Consider the following 16018-nt stretch of genomic DNA (forward strand, 5'->3'; position numbering starts at 1 on the left):
ACTAGCCGCGTTGCCAGGGCCAGTTGGTCTTGACCAGATCGATCACCTCATCACCCCGGCCACTCATGATCGCGCGCAGGGTATAGAGGCTGAAGCCCTTGGCCTGCTCGGCCTGGATACGCGGCGGGATCGACAGCTCCTGCTTGGCCGTGCGCACGTCGACCAGCGCCGGGCCTGGATGTTCGAACGCCGCCGTCAGCGCCGCATCGAGGGCCTCGGAAGAGTCAACCCGCTGGCTGAACAGACCCAGCGACTCGGCAACCTCGGCGAAGTTCGCCGGCGATAGATCGGTCACCTCGTCGACGAACCCAGCGGCCTTCATCTCCATCGCCACGAAACCCAGGGTCTGGTTGTTGTAGACCACGATCTTCACCGGCAGCTGCTGCTCGACCAGGGTGATCAGATCACCCATCAACATGCTGATGCCGCCATCGCCGGCCAGCGCCACCACCTGGCGATCGGGAAAGGCCGCCTGCCACCCCATCGCCTGCGGCGTCGCAGTCGCCATCGAGCCGTGCATGAACGAGCCGGTCAGGCGCCGCTGCCCGTTCATCGCCAGATAGCGCGCCGCCCACACCGTCGGCGTGCCCACGTCGCAGGTGAACACCGTGTCCGCGGCGGCAAGCTCGCTGACCCGCGCGGTCAGATACTGCGGATGCAGCGGCTCGCCCTCGGCGCGCGGCGTGGCCAGCTCGTCGAGCCCCTGGCGCGCCTTGTGGTAGTGCGCCTGGGTCTCCTCGAGGAAGCTGCGATCGGGCTGTTCGGCCAGCCGCGGCAGCAGTGCGTCCAGCGTGGCGCCGATATCCCCCACCAGCCCCTGGAGCAGCGAGCAGCGGCGCCCGAGATGCGTACCCCGCTCGTCGATCTGGACGATATTGCCGTGCTCGGGGAAGAAGTCGCGATAGGGGAAGTTGGTCCCCAGCAGCAGCAGGAAGTCGCACTCCTTGAGCGCGTGATAGCCGGAGCTGAAGCCGATCAGCCCGGTCATGCCGACATCGTAGGGGTTGTCGTACTCCAGCGACTGCTTGCCGCGCAGGGCGTGGATCACCGGGGCGTTGAGCCGCTCGGCCAGCGCCACCACCTGGGCGTGATGGCCGTGGCAACCATAGCCGCCGAGAATCGCGATGCGCGAGTGGCCGGCGAGGTGCTCGGCCAGCGCATCCAGCGCCTCTGGCGGCGGCACCGCCACGGCGCGTACCGGGGCGTTCCAGCTCGCCTGCTTGACCGGCGCCGGCTGGAGCGCGACATCCCCCGGCACCACGATCACCGCCACCCGGCGCTGGGTCAGCGCCGTGTTCATGGCGGTCTCGAGGACCTGCGGCATCTGATCGGGTGAAGAGACCAGCGCGCAGTAGTCGCTGCACTCGCGGAACAGGTTCTCGGGGTGGGTCTCCTGGAAATAGCCCAGGCCGATCTCGCTGGAGGGAATCTGCGCCGCGATCGCCAGCATCGGCACGCCGGCGCGCTGGGCCTCGTAGAGGCCGTTGATCAGGTGCAGATTACCCGGGCCGCAGGAGCCGGCGCAGACGCTCAGCGCCTGGGTGGCATCGGCCTCGGCGCTGGCTGCCAGCGCCGCCACCTCTTCGTGGCGCACGCCGCGCCAGCGAATCTGCTCCTGACGGCGCAGGCTCTCGGTGAGGCCGTTGAGGGAGTCCCCCGGCAGGCCCCAGATATGACGTACGCCGGCACGGGCGAGTGTCTCGATGATCAGATCCGCGATGGTGAATTCGGCCACGTTGCTCTCCTGGTGATGGTGGCCGCGCCGGCACAGCGCCAGGCTCGGCCCGGTGACTGATGGCTTGGGCTGAAGACTAGACTTTAGTCTAGTCTATCCCGTCCGCCACGCGAGTCGGGCCGAGTGCGGACCGAGTTAGAGCGGCGCGCCATGGCGCGCTCAGCGGCGGACGCCGAGCACCTCGCGCTGCTTGTCGAACAGGGTCTGGCAGCCGCCCTCGGCAAGATCGAGCATGGCGTTGAGTTCGGCACGCGAGAACGCCTCGGCCTCAGCGGTGCCCTGCACCTCGATCAGCTTGCCATCCTCGGTCATCACCACGTTCATGTCGGTGTCGGCGGCGCTGTCCTCGGGATAGTCCAGATCGAGCACCGGGGTGTTCTTGTAGACCCCGACCGAGATCGAGCTGACCAGCTGGCGAAAGGGGTCGGACTTGATCAGCTTCTTGCGCTGCATGTGCTGCAGCGCCTCGACCAGCGCCACGCAGGCACCGGTGATCGAGGCGGTACGCGTGCCGCCGTCGGCCTGGAGTACGTCGCAGTCCACGGTGATGGTGAATTCACCCAGCTTCTTCAGATCCACCGCCGCGCGCAGGCTGCGGCCGATCAGGCGCTGGATCTCCAGCGTGCGGCCACCCTGTTTGCCGCGCGCTGCCTCGCGCCCGCCGCGGGTATGGGTGGCGCGGGGCAGCATGCCGTACTCGGCGGTGACCCAGCCCTGGTTCTTGCCGCGCAGCCAGCGCGGCACGCCGGCCTCGACGCTGGCGTTGCAGAGCACCTGGGTGTCACCGAAGCTCACCAGCACCGAGCCCTCGGCGTGGCGGGTGAAACCGCGGGTCAGCGTGACCTCGCGGGGCTGGTCGGGGCGTCGTCCACTCGGGCGCATGAAAGCCTCATCGAAAACCTATGAATTGAGACGTCACATTCTACCCGAGTGTGCGACGAATTCCCCGCCGGCCCGTCCTTCTCCCGCGGTGGCGATGCGCTACACTCGACCCCCACGCGATCTCACGCCGAGCGTGACGCTGTCCAAGCCAGAGACGGTCTGCGCCCGAGACGCGACGCAAGACCCAGATGCCCCATGCGCTCAAGGACTTCCCATGCCCCATAGCATGACCGCTTTCTCCCGCCAGACCCATGATGCCGAGTGGGGCAGCCTGCAGCTCGAACTGCGCTCGGTGAACCAGCGCTATCTGGAGCCGCACTTCCGGCTCGCCGACGCGCTGCGCGACCTCGAACCAGCCTACCGCGACGCCCTGCGCCAGCGCCTGTCGCGGGGCAAGGTGGAGTGCACGCTACGCTTCGAACCGGCGGAGGGCGGCGCCACCCCGGAGATCAATGATGCTCAGTTGGCAGCGCTGGCCCAGGCCCTCGGCCAGGTACGCCAGACGCTGCCGGAAGCGCCGATGCCCAATGCCCTCGAGCTGCTCGCCCACCCCGGTGTGATGGCGAGCCAGCGCCTCGATCTGGACGCGGTCAAGGCCACCGCCCTGGCGCTGTTCGAGACCGCACTGACGGATCTGGAGAGCGGGCGTGCCCGCGAGGGCGAGCGTCTGGCGGCGCTGATCCGCGAGCGCCTGGACGGCGTACGCGAACAGATCGCCAGCGTGCGCGCGCACTTGCCCACGATGCTCGAACGCCAGCGCGCCCTGCTGCTCGAACGTCTGGAGAGCGCCCGCGCCGAACTCGACCCGCAGCGGCTGGAAGCGGAGATGGTCCTGGTGGCCCAGAAGGCCGATGTCGCCGAAGAGCTAGACCGCCTGGAGACCCATGTCGGCGAGGTCGAGCGTCAGCTCAGACAGAAGGGGCCCATCGGCCGGCGGCTGGACTTCCTGATGCAGGAACTCAACCGCGAAGCCAACACCCTCTCCTCCAAGGCGGTGGTCGCCGAGACGACTCGCTGCGCGGTGGAGCTGAAGGTGCTGATCGAACAGATGCGCGAGCAAATTCAGAATATCGAGTAGGCTTCATCAAAATCCAAGAAAAGGGTGACATCAGTGGCACAGGCAGCGTTGAATGCCATTACGTCAAATTGGCGGTCCTAATAGTTGGGCAACACGACCGCCAGCAGCCTCCACAGTCGCCTGACCACTGCAGGTAACCGGTCTGGGAGCGCAGCCCTCGCCGAAGTATCAGGCGGACCACACGGTACTCATCGCGTGTTTCGCCGGACTCCCAGAGATCCTGGTGAATCTGCAATCGCCGCGGACACCTCCACTCTTGAGCCAGGCATGCTTGATCAACGATAGGCGCTGACTCGCTGCTCGTGAGCTTTTTCTCTTTCCTGTGCAGCCAAATCCGCTTTCAATTCGATCGGCCGCGAACTGCCACGTCCCCACCAAGGCAGCTCATGACAATCACGAGCCTGTAGGGCCGTCCCGATGTGCAAACGGAAGATAGAGCCTCGATAGTTTCCGCTCCCGGCCTGAGTCCCCTTATGGGCCCTTGGTCGCTGCCAAAGCGTAGATCGTGAACCTGCTGCAACACCATGAGTTCCTACCCGCACGATTCGGCCCGGCATGGCCGGATGTACAGGTTGCTCATGGGGATCAATGAATAGATAAAGCCCTGCACGAGGAAGTGCCGATTGGCCGCTATACTGAGCAAGTGGCAACCCTTGGCCCTCCCGGGTGAGCAGCTTCGCCAACTGCTCGTGAAAATGGTGATGGGCCTGATCGCGCGTCATACTGATCTTCCCATTTGATCCCGTAGCCAGCTAAGTTGATGGCCGAGACGCTTGCCTGCCAAGGGCACTTCCACGGTGTGATCTCTTGCTGCTAACCAAGGCATCAGGTTTTCTCGATAGCGCTCGCCTGCCAGCATCAAAATCGACGCGTCAGAGGGAATTGCTTCGCTCAGTGAATGGCAAACACGAGCGGCCCAGGCGCGTCGATCAGCGATGGGCATACGATTCAGAGTCCGCTCGTAGGGCGCGATGACGGTCTCTGGCGCTAGAAGACCGTGTTCGGCAGAAAGAACGTACCAACAATCGGCCTGCCGACTAGCGTAAGCTCGCAAACTGCGGAACAGATTGGAGGTATAAAGCTCCCCAGCCGGAGCTGGAACAGACTGTTTGGTCTTTACGCATGAGACAAGAGCAATCTTCAAAGGAGGACCCCTACCATTGGACAATGTCGGCGGATCGACCTTTGAATCTTATTTGCATTCAATTCTCAAAGACCATTTATTCTAAAAAGTTCGGCCATATTATCTCCATCCACCCCGTCCGAGACCAATAAAACAAATGAGATTTCTCATGCTCGCCTTCTATTATAGCAACTGCCCCTCCACTGCTTCACCTTCCTCCATTCGCAAAAGTACTTTTATATCCGATTGATCGAAAAAATGTTGGTACAGCTGCTGCGCAACCGTGGGGCCTTCTTTCAAAGAGTTGGTCAAAGCTTCAAGTTTGGCTGCATATCGCTGTTTCTGATCTTCTTGTACAGAGGAAAGGAATGAATGGCTCATCGACATTTGAGCGCTGAAAATCTGTTGGTTTCGGGATGCGGTCCCAGGCAGATCGGCTAGGCCATCGATAATTCGACACGCTTCGGTTCGATAACGAGATAGCGGGTTGGCTATATAGAGTAGAGCGTAGCTGACGACACGTAGCTGAACGACTTGAAGATAAGCGGTCGTCCACTCCTGTTGCTTCGCGAGACTCTCCTCAAGCTTTAGACGTGAGCTCTTGGCGCTCAGGATTTTCCCTTGCTCTATTTTTTTAGCGAGCTCTTCTTCTCTTGAGATTCTATCTTTAAAATGGCGTTCTAATTCGTATAAATCAATAAGCCGCTGTTCCAAATGATTCTGAGCAGCCCCATCGACACCTTCGATGGGATAGTGATCCAGAAGGCTCTGAATATACTGGACCATACCTTCTAGCTTATATCGTCGCTCATTGTCGAAATCTGCCTGCAAGGCATCAATCTGTCGAATAATTTTTGTCAGCTTTTCATTGATGTCATGTAGATGTTTCTGTGCCACTGCAGTAGATACGACATTCCATATGGCTCCGCTAACCAGAACGTTTTGTAAAGCCTCCGGCTTACTCAGGGTCGCATGCTCCTTAAATCGCCCTCCATGAGTGACAATAGCCCGCGCTCCTTCCTGACCTTTGGCTTCAGTCAAAGAGCTAAATGGCAAACTGCATAGCACATAATTACCCCGCTGCTGTTCTGCCATCGCTGCCAGCCCCGGAATATTGGATAACAGTGGATTCAGCATACTGATTTGCTCATCCGGCAAATCACTACCTGACCCTTCGGGCTCACGGTCGAATAGGCTGATTTTCATGAGGGGCCCGCCGTTTTCGTCGGTTAGCTCCAGACTATTGATCGCGGCGGCGTCTGCAGTCGAGAGCGAACTTTGAGACGGCACCATTTTCGTTGGTTTCTCAGCGTCCAGCTGCTGTCGCAGGCTTATCCATCCCATTTGCGCCACAAAAGGTATGGTTACTCGATAGGCTTCAGAGAGCACACTATTGACAGCGAGACCGGCGCCAATCAGCGCTCCCGCTGGGTTCAACCGCATGCCAACCGCAGCTGTTCGCATACCGATTGCAGCTGCTAGCGTTTTGGTCTTGCCGTTAAAAACTTTCGAGGCAAATCCGCGCGCTTTGTCACTGATATCCTGGGGGATGAAGAATGCTCCAGACAGCACTCGAGCGCTGGTGCTTTTTTCCAGACGCTCGGCCGGACTCAAATCACGCCATTCGTCGCCAAACAGGGCTAGCGCAATCTCACGCTCCTTCTGCTCGCAGCTTTTGCCCTCATTATCCGTACCATTCAACTTTTTGAAGACGTCCCCAACGATCTCGTCGTAGGTGGCTGTGGGGCGTTTCAGAATTCGACGTGTGACGTTCGCGATGGAGTGGCCGCCAAACGCCTGAGCTTCGAAAGCGATCAAACTGAGCACATTGTCATCGTATCGGCCGGGTTCGGGGTTCTGCCTCGCGAAGACCAATGCTCTTTTATATTCAGCAGCCAGACTGGTGCGCCCCTTGCCCGAATCAGTGATCACATCGACCAATACATCGATTTCCTCGGGGAGGGATTTTTGCAGCCGTTCGAGTAACACCTCATCGCACGGCCATTTCTTCTGGCTCATCTCTGACTCCCCTCAGGCAGGTTGGATCTCAGTGGGCGGCAAAGGACCTCGGAGAAGTTAAGGGTCTCGCCGTTTTACGCTAGGTATATCGGCAGATGGGTAACTATCTTCAATAATGAGACCTTCACGTTGAAACTGCTCGTTCGTGCCAGAAGGGGGTGGAAAATTCGTCGTTTTGTCTCCTCAAGCGAACCAGCAAAGGGTGGATCCGTTCCCAAACGCTTCTGATCGGTTGAGGGCAGGCCTTCCTCGTCGGTGATGGATAGAGCTTCAGTCGGCCCCAGAGACCCTTTCCGAGGTCCAACCACAGCCAAACGGAGAGCACTATGGGTAGCAAAAAGAAAAACAGACAAAATTATCAGCATAACTAATTGATTTTAAGAGGAATGATACAAATATTCCATATTAAGATTCAGAATATCGAGTAGTGCCAAGGCGCTAGGGGTTGTGCGAAAAGTCGACGAGCAAGGCAGTTTCCGTACACAGCCTGACGCGGACATCTACCACTGCGGCGAGCCAGCCATGCGAGAAGGGCTCCGGGGGAGCCCTCGGTGATCCCGGCCTCAGCCGTTGTGTTCGTTCAGTTGACCGAAATGGACGGGGCGGCAGAGGCAAAATACCGGGGCGCCAGTGGCTTCGATGGCGTCGATGAAGCGCTCAGCCGCTTCCTCTCCCAGGGCGTAGATGAGCTCGACCGGCTGATCCGCCAGTTCGAAGAAATGGGCGGCGTGCATCCGGCCATCTTCTCCCACGCCCTCGACATCGCGACGCCAGGTCATCCGGGTAATACCGTGCGCTTCTGCCGTGTCCGTCACCAGATCCACGATACGCTTGCCCTCGTGACGGCGTGATTCCGGCACAATGAACGTGACTTCGTAACCGCTTTTCAGACGTTGCATATCTTCACCTCCCAGCCGGGCGGCCTGTCGCTGACCGTCCGGCTGACATGGTCGTCCGACCTATGCCTGGTAGCGCTCGACGGACGAGGCGATCTCCTGACGCGCCTGGTCGAGATCCCCCCAACCATCCGTGCGTACCCACTTATCCTGTTCCAGCCGCTTGTACTGCTCGAAGAAGTGCACGATGCGCGCCAGTGTCGCGGGCTCCACGTCCTGCCAGCGGTGGATATTGTCATACAGCGGCGTCAAGTCGCTGTGCGGCACCGCCAGAATCTTGGTATCCGTCCCGTGCTCATCGGTCATGCGAAGCATGCCAATGGGGCGGCTGCGAATCACCACGCCGGGGTCCAGCGGACAGGGCGTCAGCACCAGCACGTCGATCGGGTCACCATCTTCGCTCAGGGTCTGAGGAATGAAGCCGTAGTTGGCTGGATAGACCATCGATGTCGACAGAAAACGGTCCACGAACAGGGTACCGCTAGGCTTGTGGCCTTCGTATTTGATAGGGCGGTGATTGACGGGTATTTCAATCACGACGTTGATGTCGTCCGGAATCGACTGGCCGGCTGCAATCAGGTCATAACTCATGGCATGACTCCCTCTAAAGAGTGATGAACGTTCAGGCACTGCGCGTGCGGAAAGTCCCACGGCCGGCGAAGCTCGCCTGGCTGCCCAGTTCGTGTTCTATCCGCAGCAGTTGGTTGAACTTGGCGACCCGTTCGCTACGACAGCCCGATCCGGTTTTCATGTGCCCACAGCCGATCGCCACGGCCAGATCGGCAATGAAGGTATCCTCGCTGTCTCCGGATCGGTGGGAGAGATAGCAGCCGTAACCATGGCGATTGGCTAGGGCCACGCAGTCGAGGGTTTCGGTGACGGTGCCGATCTGGTTGGGCTTGATCAGCACCGAGTTGGCGACACCCCGATCGATGGCGCGCTGAAGCAATTCAGGGTTGGTGCACAGCAGATCGTCGCCGACCAGCTCCACCCGGCCTGCGAGCTGCCGTGTCAGTGTTTCCCAGCCGGCCCAGTCCTCCTCGCCCAGCGGGTCCTCGAGCAACAGGATCGGGTAGCGATCCAGCCACGCCTGCCACAGTTCGATCATCTCGTCGGCACTGCGCAGGGCGTTGTCCGAATGGCTGAACCGATACCCCCCGGTGTCGGCCATTTCGCTGGCCGCGGGGTCCAGCGCCAGTGAAATATCCTCGCCGGGGCGATACCCGGCCGCCTCGATGGCTTGGAGGATCAGCTCTACCGCCTGTTCGTTGCTCGTCAGCATCGGCGCGAATCCGCCTTCGTCACCGATCCCGGTGCCGAGGCCACTATCGGCCAGCAGGGTCTTGAGCGCATGGAAGGTCTCTTCCCCCATCCGAATCGCCTCGGCAAAAGAACTCGCCTGGTGGGGCACGATCTTGAACTCCTGGATATCCAGGTTGTTGCTGGCGTGCCGACCGCCGTTGATGACGTTCAGGCACGGCACCGGCAGCAGATGCGCGTTGCTCCCCCCCAGGTAGCGATAGAGCGGCTGGTGGTGATGACTGGCGGCGGCGCGGGTCAGCGCCATCGATACGGCCAGGATGGCGTTGGCACCCAGCTGCGATTTGCTGTCGGTGCCGTCGAGTTCGCACATGAGGCGATCCAGCCGACGCTGTTCGTCGGCCCGCTGGCCGATCAGTGCCGGGGCGATCAGATCGTTGATGTTGGCCACCGCCTTGAGCACGCCACGCCCCTGATAGCGAGCGGGGTCATCGTCACGCAGCTCGACGGCTTCACGACAGCCGGTAGAGGCGCCCGAGGGCACGATGGCGCGGCCGCTGGAGCCATCGTTGAGGGTCACGCAGGCCTCCACGGTGGGATTACCGCGGGAATCCAGAACTTCGAGAGCGAAAAGCGAAGAGATATGACAGGCAGGTTGTGCTGACATGATGCCGCTCCTGAACATTCGCGAAAATGCCGCCAGCGATCACGCTGGGCAAGCTTCACGGGTTGAACAGGCATCATCAGCCGAAATGGCGGTTAAAGGAGGAATGCCATCTCCTTATTCCAACGTAGCAGCCCCCTGACCTCCGCGCCAGGACGAATCGACAGCCTGTTGCGTGAACAGGTCGCGATCGCGTCGCGCCTCAGGCTCACCCCACGAGTCCGATACCCACCGCGGCCGCGACGAGCAGCACGACCACCCGCCACGCCGGCCAGTGCCAGCGCGTCAGCAGCCCAAAGCCCAGCGCTGCCAGGACGATATCCAGCGGCGCGACGATGGCGCTCTGCCAGATCGGGTCGTACAGCGCCGCTGCGAGGATACCGACCACGGCGGCGTTGGTGCCCTGGATCAGCCGCTGCGCACTGGCCGAGGCGCGCAGCCGCTCCCAGTAGGGCAGCACACCGATCAACAGCAGCATGCCAGGTAGAAAGATCATGACCGTGGCCAGCGCCGCCAGCAGCCAGCCGTGAGTACCGGGGGCCATCGCCGCGCCCAGATAGGCAGCAAAGGTGAACAGCGGCCCCGGCACCGCCTGGGCCATGCCGTAGCCGGTGACGAAAACGCTCTGGGTGACCCAGCCGGGCTCGACCACCGCGGCCTCCAGCAGCGGTAGCACCACATGCCCGCCACCGAAGACCAGCGCACCAACGCGGTAGAAGGCCGCCATCACCGCGATCACCGCCCCGCCCCCTGACGCCGCCATCAGCGGCAACAGCAGCAGCAGTACCAAGAACACGATCAGCGCCGGCAGGTTCCAGCGCCGCGAGGGTATCAGAGGGTGGGCGCTGGCCAGCATCGGCACCGGGCGGCAGCGCCACAGGCCGATGCCCGCGCCCATCAGGATGGCGCCCAACTGACCGGCGGCGCCACCGAGCAGCAGCGCCAGGCACAGGGCGATCAGCGCAATGGCAGCGCGGATCAGGTCGGGGCAGAGCTTGCCGGCCATGCCCCAGACCGCGTGGGCGACCACCGCGACCGCCACCAGCTTGAGGCCATGGAGCAGCGCCTGACCGAGCTCACCCCCCAGAGTCGAGGCGCCGGCGGCGAACAGCACCAGCGCCACGGCAGAAGGCAACGTGAAGGCGCACCAGGCGACGAGCGCACCGGGCAGGCCGCCGCGGCGCAGGCCGATGGCAAAACCAACCTGGCTGCTGGCAGGCCCGGGCAGGAACTGGCACAGCGCAACCAGATCGGCGAAGTCCGACTCGCCGAGCCAGCGTCGGCGCACCACGAACGCCTCGCGGAAGTAGCCCAGGTGCGCCACGGGCCCACCGAAGGAGGTGATCCCCAGCCAGAGAAAGATGCGGAACAGCTTCCCCAGGTGGGCAGAGGAGACTTTGGGCGTGTGCATATGGCTCGCGCTTCGACGACGGTTCCTCCAGCCGCCACGGCAGCGCGCCGGGCGACTCCCGATCCCGGCTGGCCGGGGCAAAGGCACTATCTCAGGTTCGGCAAACACCCGCCACAGTGCCATGGCGCCGGCCATCCGCCCCATCCTGGGGCATCGAAATACGAGACTGTTTCGCTAGAGGAAGCTATTTCGTAACCAAATGTAAACAAAGCAGGCGCCAAATACACTCCCGTGTAACAAGCGGGCGGAAAGGCCATGCCCAGTCAGCGACGGCCGCTGGCGCCCCATGCGCTCACGGTACCGAATCAAGACACGCAGACGCCGCACACCGACAACAAGAGCAAAGAGACGCAGGGAAAAGAGACGCAGGGAAAAGAGAGCAAGAGGAAGGGAGCTGCCGACAGGGGCCGGCAGCTCGAAGATCGCCCGGGCGTGCAGGCCCGAACGATCACATGGCGCCCCATCACCCACCAGGCATCACAACACACCAGTTGGAAACGGGAATACACCGATGAAAAGCATAGCACACGATAGCCGCCTGCCATTGGCGGCACTGGGCCTGCTGACGCTGGCACTGACCTCCACGGCGCACGCCGACCTGCGTCAAGAGACCGACGATGGTTACCTTTCCCTCGGCGGCGACGTGGAGCTGAATATCAACGCGCAGAACAACCAGACCGCGTCCGGCCCACTCTTCTCCGGCGATGCTGCCAAGAATCACGACGAGTATGACCAGGATGGCCGCATCCGGCTGACGTTCAAGGGCGAAAAACGCCACGCCGGTTACTATGCAAACTTCAAGGCGCAGCCGACGGTAAAAACCGCCGGCAAGATGGGCGTCGACGACGCCTGGCTGGCATTGGGCAACGACGCCGGCACACAGATGAAGATCGGACGCTTCAAGGCCTTCAACCTGTTCCCCAAGGGGCAGGACGTCTTCGTCAAATATAGCGGCGATACCTCGGACAGCCTCTATCGTGACGGGCGCGGCTATATCTACCAAGCCAAAGAAGCCCGAGGGCGTGCCGGCGATGCCGGGCAGGTGATGTTCAGCCAGAAAAGCGGCGACTTCTACGCCGAGATCTCGACCCTGTTCGGCGATCGCCGCGATCTGTTCGGTTCCAAGACCTATCACGGCTACAAGATCGACCCCAAGGACAACGCCAAGGACTTCTTCATGGTACGCCCGGTCGTCGCCTGGACCCCGGGCCCCTGGACGCTGGCTGCCGGCCTCGAAACCAATCTGGTCAACGACGCCCTGGTCGACGCCAACGGCACCGACATCAGCGACCGCCACGGCTACGCCACGCGCCTCTCCTACGCCGACGGTGAATGGACGCTGAACGCCAACCTGGCCTACATGGACGCCCCGGACGAAAAGGACTTCACGCTGGGGCTGAACGCGCTGTGGAACGATTTTGGCCTCGGCTATATCCACGCCCGCAACGACATCGATAACGTCAGCGAAAACGCCGACAGCGACAAGCTCATCTCCATGGCGGGCCGCTACAAGATCGACACCGTCTACACCTCCTACCGCTTCAGCGACGTGATGTCGCTCAAGGGTATGGAGATCTACCCGGGCGCCTACTACAGCCATCTCCGCCACGACGGTTCAGACAAGGCCGTGGACCGCTACGGCGTGCGGGTACGCTTCAAGTACTACTTCTGAGGTCCCAGTCGTCCCCTGGGGATGACAGGTGTCACTGCAGGCTGGCCAGGGAAGGCCGCCTTGCCGCTCTCTCTCGCTTGCCCTTCTCTCTTGCCCTTCCCTCTTGCTAGCCCCGCCACCCAGTGGCCCAGCGCCAGCCGGCGCGCCAGCCACCAACCCAGCACCAGCGCCACCAGAAACGCCGCCAGCGAGCCCGAACCAGGCACTCGATAGATCCACACTCATATCTCCTTGGATAGCGTTCGCTGCGCTACGATACCCCTCTCTACTCCGCCGCCGAATGTGCCGCTGCCGGCGTGGCGAGACAGGGGTGACTCAAGGGCGCCGCCCCTCGACCGTGCAGGGCGCACCAGGAGACGCTGACCACCAGCTTCTTGACGGGTGGCGCGGCGCTGCTGATCGGGCTCCTGGTGGTCACCCGCCAGTAGGCTGGTACCGCCGGCTCTCGATATTCAGCGTGTCAAACATCGCTTCATCTTCAGCTCATCTCTCTGGTCCAACCTGCCAGCATCGAAACGAACAGGCACAGGAGTCGAGGATGCCATCTAGCCGGGAACGCTGGGCCGTGGCGCTGGTCCTGTTCGCCATGGCCACGCTGGCCATGGCGCAGGATCCGTTCGGGCAACAGAGCGACTTCCTGCCACCGGACCAGGCCTTCGCACCGACGCTGATACAAGACGGCGACGAGGTGAAAATCGACTGGCAGATCGAGCCCGGTTACTACCTCTATCGCCACAGCTTCTCTGCTCAGGCCGATGAGCGCGAACTATCGCTCGACATCCCCGAGGGGGAAACCATCGAGGACGAGTATTTCGGCCGTTCCGAGATCTACCGTCATGCGTTGCGCATGACCACGCAGCCCGGGGAAGCCGATACCCTCACCCTTCACTGGCAGGGTTGCGCCGATGCCGGCCTCTGCTATCCACCCCAGCAGCGGACCTTCGATCTGGAGTCGGTCGCCGAGGCCTCGGGAAGCGACACCGCGAACGCGCCATCTGCCACGTCATCGTCTGTCACACCGAGCCCCGATACCCAGACAGGCGCGGCGATGGCGAAAGATCAGCAGCTGGCGGCGCAGCTCGCCGGTGGCAACGGCATCTGGACGCTGGCAGCGTTCTTCGGCATGGGGCTGCTGTTGACCTTCACGCCTTGCGTGCTGCCGATGATCCCCATTCTCTCCAGTCTGATCGTTGGCCAACGTCGCAGCGGAGGGAATCCGCGCACCGCCGGCTTCATGCTCTCACTTGCCTATGTCCTTCCCATGGCCGCGACCTACGCGATACTGGGTGTGGCCGCGGCCATGGCCGGCGCCAATCTGCAGATGCTGTTCCAGAACGTCTGGTTCATCAGCATTTTCTCGGTGCTGTTCGTGGTGCTGGCGCTCGCCATGTTCGGGGCCTTCGAGCTCGAACTGCCACGGGCGCTGCGTCAACGCCTGGATGCGGGACTGTCGAGACAACGCGGCGGCCGCTTCACGGGCGTCGCTGCCATGGGGGGGCTCTCCGCCCTGCTGGTCGGCCCCTGCATGACCGCTCCTCTCGCCGGCGCCCTGCTCTTCATCGCCGACACCGGCAATCCGTGGTTGGGCGGTGCGGCACTGCTCGCGCTGGGCCTCGGCATGGGCGCCCCGCTGGTGCTGATCGGCACGCTCGGCAGCCAGTTGCTGCCCAGGCCCGGCGCCTGGATGACCCGCGTCAAAGCGCTGTTCGGCTTCGTGCTGCTGGGCATGGCGATCTGGTTCGTCGCCCGAACCCTCTCGGATGCCATCGTTCTTGGCCTGTGGGGCGCACTGGGCCTGGGGGTAGCGATCTCTCTCGTCGCCATGGCGCGTGGTGCCGACCCGAATGGCAATCGCCTGGAAGAGAATAGGACGGGTAGCGTTCTCCCCCTGATGGCGACAACGTGCGCCGCGATCATCGGCTTGTGGAGCGTGTTGATCCTGATCGGTGCCGCCGGTGGCGCCAAGGATCCGTGGCACCCCCTCTCGGTCTACGTCCCGAGCGGTGTGGCAGCAACCTCGCAGGGTGCCAATGGAGCTGGGCCCATCGCGTTCGACGATGTAAAGGACCTGGACACGCTCGAACGCCGCGTCCAGGCCAGCGCCAACAGCGGCCAGATGACACTGGTCGAATTCACTGCTGACTGGTGTGTCTCCTGCGAGGTCATCGAACGGGAAGTGTTCAGCGACCCGGCCGTGAAGGATGCGCTCCAGGACGTGCAGCGACTGAGTATCGACGTTACGGATTACGACGCCGAGGACCAGGCGATCATGCAGCACTTCGGTGTCGTTGGACCACCGACCCTGATGTGGTTCGGCCCCAACGGTCAGGAGCAGCGCAGCGTCCGCATCATCGGCGAGGTGGATGCCGAAGCCTTTCTCGACCGCTATGCGCAAGCCAGGCAGCGGGCCAACGAGTCCATGGAGGGCTGACCATGAATCCGCTCGATCGCAGTATCGCTCTGGGGCCCCTGGGCGTGAGTCTGGGTCAGCTTCTGCTGGTCGTGGCCATGATCGTCGCCCTGATCGTAGGTGCTTGGATGGGCCGTCGTCGACAGATCAGCGTCGGCGATGTCCTGTTCAATGCGTTGCTGTTCGGCGTGATGGCTGCACGCATCGTGTTCGTGGCCCGCTACTGGCAGAGCTACGACACGTTCTGGTCCTGGCTAGACATCCGGGATCGCGGGTTCGAGCCACTGGCGGGGCTGGTCATCGCTTTCATCTATCTGGCTTGGCGTTTCTGGCGGCAGCCGGCCATGCGCCGTCCCCTAGGTGCAGCGGTTCTCTCGGGTGCCCTGGCGTGGTCGATGACCGCTGGCGCCCTGACATTGATGACACCCCGCGGGGCGAGCCTGCCCTCGATCCCGCTAGCAGACCTCGATGGTTCGCCGGTGGTTCTGCCCACCGTACTGCAGGAAGCCGACCAACCCATGGTGGTCAATCTCTGGGCGGGCTGGTGCCCGCCCTGTCGTCGTGAGATGCCGATGCTGGAACAGGCCCAGCGAGAGCGGGGCGACGTGTCGTTCGTGTTCGTCAATCAGGGCGAGAGCGTCGAGGTCATCAAGACGTTTCTGCAGCGAGAGTCACTCACGCTCGATCACCTCTATCGCGATCCGAACATGACCTTCGGTCGGAAGGTGGGCGCGGTGGCGATGCCGACCACGCTCTACTACGACGCCGATGGCCAGCTCGTCGACACCCACTTCGGTGAGCTTTCCCGTGCCACGCTCGATCGCAGTCTCGAGCGCTTCGTTCCATGACGCCCCGGACGCGCGTTCAA

Annotated in this window: 13 protein-coding genes and 1 riboswitch; of the genes, 4 read left to right on the top strand and 9 right to left on the bottom strand. The window is 62.3% G+C overall.

Annotation, left to right across the window (positions count from 1 at the left end; translation table 11 throughout):
- Position 1: 1 nt before the first annotated feature.
- Together poxB and rph are read right to left on the bottom strand one after the other, a co-directional pair.
- Positions 2-1735, bottom strand: a complete 1734-nt coding sequence (poxB, locus tag DOM66_RS06820) for a ubiquinone-dependent pyruvate dehydrogenase (RefSeq protein WP_110689646.1) — start codon at positions 1733-1735, stop codon at positions 2-4.
- 159 nt (positions 1736-1894) lie between these two features.
- Positions 1895-2617 carry a ribonuclease PH gene (rph, locus tag DOM66_RS06825; protein ID WP_110673949.1) on the bottom strand — a complete coding sequence of 241 codons (723 nt, stop codon included), beginning with the start codon at positions 2615-2617 and terminating at the stop codon, positions 1895-1897.
- A gap of 214 nt (positions 2618-2831) precedes the next feature.
- Here rph and DOM66_RS06830 point away from each other — a divergent pair, with 214 nt between their 5' ends.
- Positions 2832-3695, top strand: coding sequence for a YicC/YloC family endoribonuclease (locus tag DOM66_RS06830; protein WP_110673948.1), 864 nt, complete (start codon positions 2832-2834; stop codon positions 3693-3695).
- 718 nt (positions 3696-4413) lie between these two features.
- On the opposite strand, the gene DOM66_RS20080 is transcribed toward DOM66_RS06830, so the two are convergent.
- The 6 genes from DOM66_RS20080 to chrA all read right to left on the bottom strand — a co-directional run bounded on the left by DOM66_RS20080 (position 4414) and on the right by chrA (position 11068).
- Positions 4414-4863 carry a DUF6884 domain-containing protein gene (locus tag DOM66_RS20080; protein WP_407071978.1) on the bottom strand — a complete coding sequence of 150 codons (450 nt, stop codon included), beginning with the start codon at positions 4861-4863 and terminating at the stop codon, positions 4414-4416.
- Between the two features lie 138 nt (positions 4864-5001).
- Positions 5002-6837, bottom strand: a complete 1836-nt coding sequence (locus tag DOM66_RS06840) for a hypothetical protein (RefSeq protein ID WP_110689648.1) — start codon at positions 6835-6837, stop codon at positions 5002-5004.
- Positions 6838-7400: 563 nt separating this feature from the next.
- On the bottom strand, positions 7401-7736 hold the full coding sequence (locus DOM66_RS06845; protein WP_110689649.1) for a DUF190 domain-containing protein: 336 nt from the start codon (positions 7734-7736) through the stop codon (positions 7401-7403).
- Between the two features lie 60 nt (positions 7737-7796).
- Positions 7797-8324: an inorganic diphosphatase gene (ppa, locus tag DOM66_RS06850; RefSeq protein ID WP_110689650.1), complete on the bottom strand. Its 528-nt coding sequence runs from the start codon at positions 8322-8324 to the stop codon at positions 7797-7799.
- Positions 8325-8355: 31 nt separating this feature from the next.
- Positions 8356-9660 (bottom strand): phosphopyruvate hydratase, encoded by a 1305-nt coding sequence (gene eno / locus DOM66_RS06855; RefSeq protein ID WP_110689651.1) that lies wholly within the window; start codon positions 9658-9660, stop codon positions 8356-8358.
- Between the two features lie 60 nt (positions 9661-9720).
- Positions 9721-9783, bottom strand: a riboswitch (Fluoride riboswitch).
- A gap of 82 nt (positions 9784-9865) precedes the next feature.
- Entirely contained in the window at positions 9866-11068 is a 1203-nt protein-coding gene (gene chrA, locus DOM66_RS06860; protein WP_110689652.1) for a chromate efflux transporter, read from the bottom strand.
- A 511-nt stretch (positions 11069-11579) separates the two neighbouring features.
- Between chrA and DOM66_RS06865 the strand changes: the two genes are divergently transcribed.
- Positions 11580-12740 carry a carbohydrate porin gene (locus DOM66_RS06865; protein ID WP_157958768.1) on the top strand — a complete coding sequence of 387 codons (1161 nt, stop codon included), beginning with the start codon at positions 11580-11582 and terminating at the stop codon, positions 12738-12740.
- Here DOM66_RS06865 and DOM66_RS19520 read toward each other — a convergent pair.
- Positions 12731-12961: a hypothetical protein gene (locus DOM66_RS19520; protein WP_157959008.1), complete on the bottom strand. Its 231-nt coding sequence runs from the start codon at positions 12959-12961 to the stop codon at positions 12731-12733. The genes DOM66_RS06865 and DOM66_RS19520 overlap by 10 nt on opposite strands.
- A 317-nt stretch (positions 12962-13278) precedes the next feature.
- Here DOM66_RS19520 and dsbD point away from each other — a divergent pair, with 317 nt between their 5' ends.
- Together dsbD and DOM66_RS06875 are read left to right on the top strand one after the other, a co-directional pair.
- Positions 13279-15171: a protein-disulfide reductase DsbD gene (gene dsbD, locus DOM66_RS06870; RefSeq protein WP_110689654.1), complete on the top strand. Its 1893-nt coding sequence runs from the start codon at positions 13279-13281 to the stop codon at positions 15169-15171.
- A 2-nt stretch (positions 15172-15173) separates the two neighbouring features.
- Complete coding sequence (locus DOM66_RS06875) at positions 15174-15998, top strand: redoxin family protein (protein WP_110689655.1); 825 nt, start codon at positions 15174-15176, stop codon at positions 15996-15998.
- The last annotated feature ends 20 nt before the right edge of the window (positions 15999-16018 follow it).

Origin of the sequence: Salinicola endophyticus (assembly GCF_003206575.1) — a bacterium.
GTDB lineage: Bacteria > Pseudomonadota > Gammaproteobacteria > Pseudomonadales > Halomonadaceae > Salinicola > Salinicola endophyticus.

Bases quoted from the DNA above. Each gene is read 5' to 3' on its own strand.
- ppa (WP_110689650.1), bottom strand. From the start codon at position 8,324: ATGAGTTATGACCTGATTGCAGCCGGCCAGTCGATTCCGGACGACATC.
- dsbD (WP_110689654.1), top strand. From the start codon at position 13,279: ATGCCATCTAGCCGGGAACGCTGGGCCGTGGCGCTGGTCCTGTTCGCC.
- DOM66_RS06845 (WP_110689649.1), bottom strand. From the start codon at position 7,736: ATGCAACGTCTGAAAAGCGGTTACGAAGTCACGTTCATTGTGCCGGAA.
- DOM66_RS06840 (WP_110689648.1), bottom strand. From the start codon at position 6,837: ATGAGCCAGAAGAAATGGCCGTGCGATGAGGTGTTACTCGAACGGCTG.
- chrA (WP_110689652.1), bottom strand. From the start codon at position 11,068: ATGCACACGCCCAAAGTCTCCTCTGCCCACCTGGGGAAGCTGTTCCGC.
- DOM66_RS06865 (WP_157958768.1), top strand. From the start codon at position 11,580: ATGAAAAGCATAGCACACGATAGCCGCCTGCCATTGGCGGCACTGGGC.
- DOM66_RS06830 (WP_110673948.1), top strand. From the start codon at position 2,832: ATGCCCCATAGCATGACCGCTTTCTCCCGCCAGACCCATGATGCCGAG.
- DOM66_RS06875 (WP_110689655.1), top strand. From the start codon at position 15,174: ATGAATCCGCTCGATCGCAGTATCGCTCTGGGGCCCCTGGGCGTGAGT.
- eno (WP_110689651.1), bottom strand. From the start codon at position 9,660: ATGTCAGCACAACCTGCCTGTCATATCTCTTCGCTTTTCGCTCTCGAA.
- rph (WP_110673949.1), bottom strand. From the start codon at position 2,617: ATGCGCCCGAGTGGACGACGCCCCGACCAGCCCCGCGAGGTCACGCTG.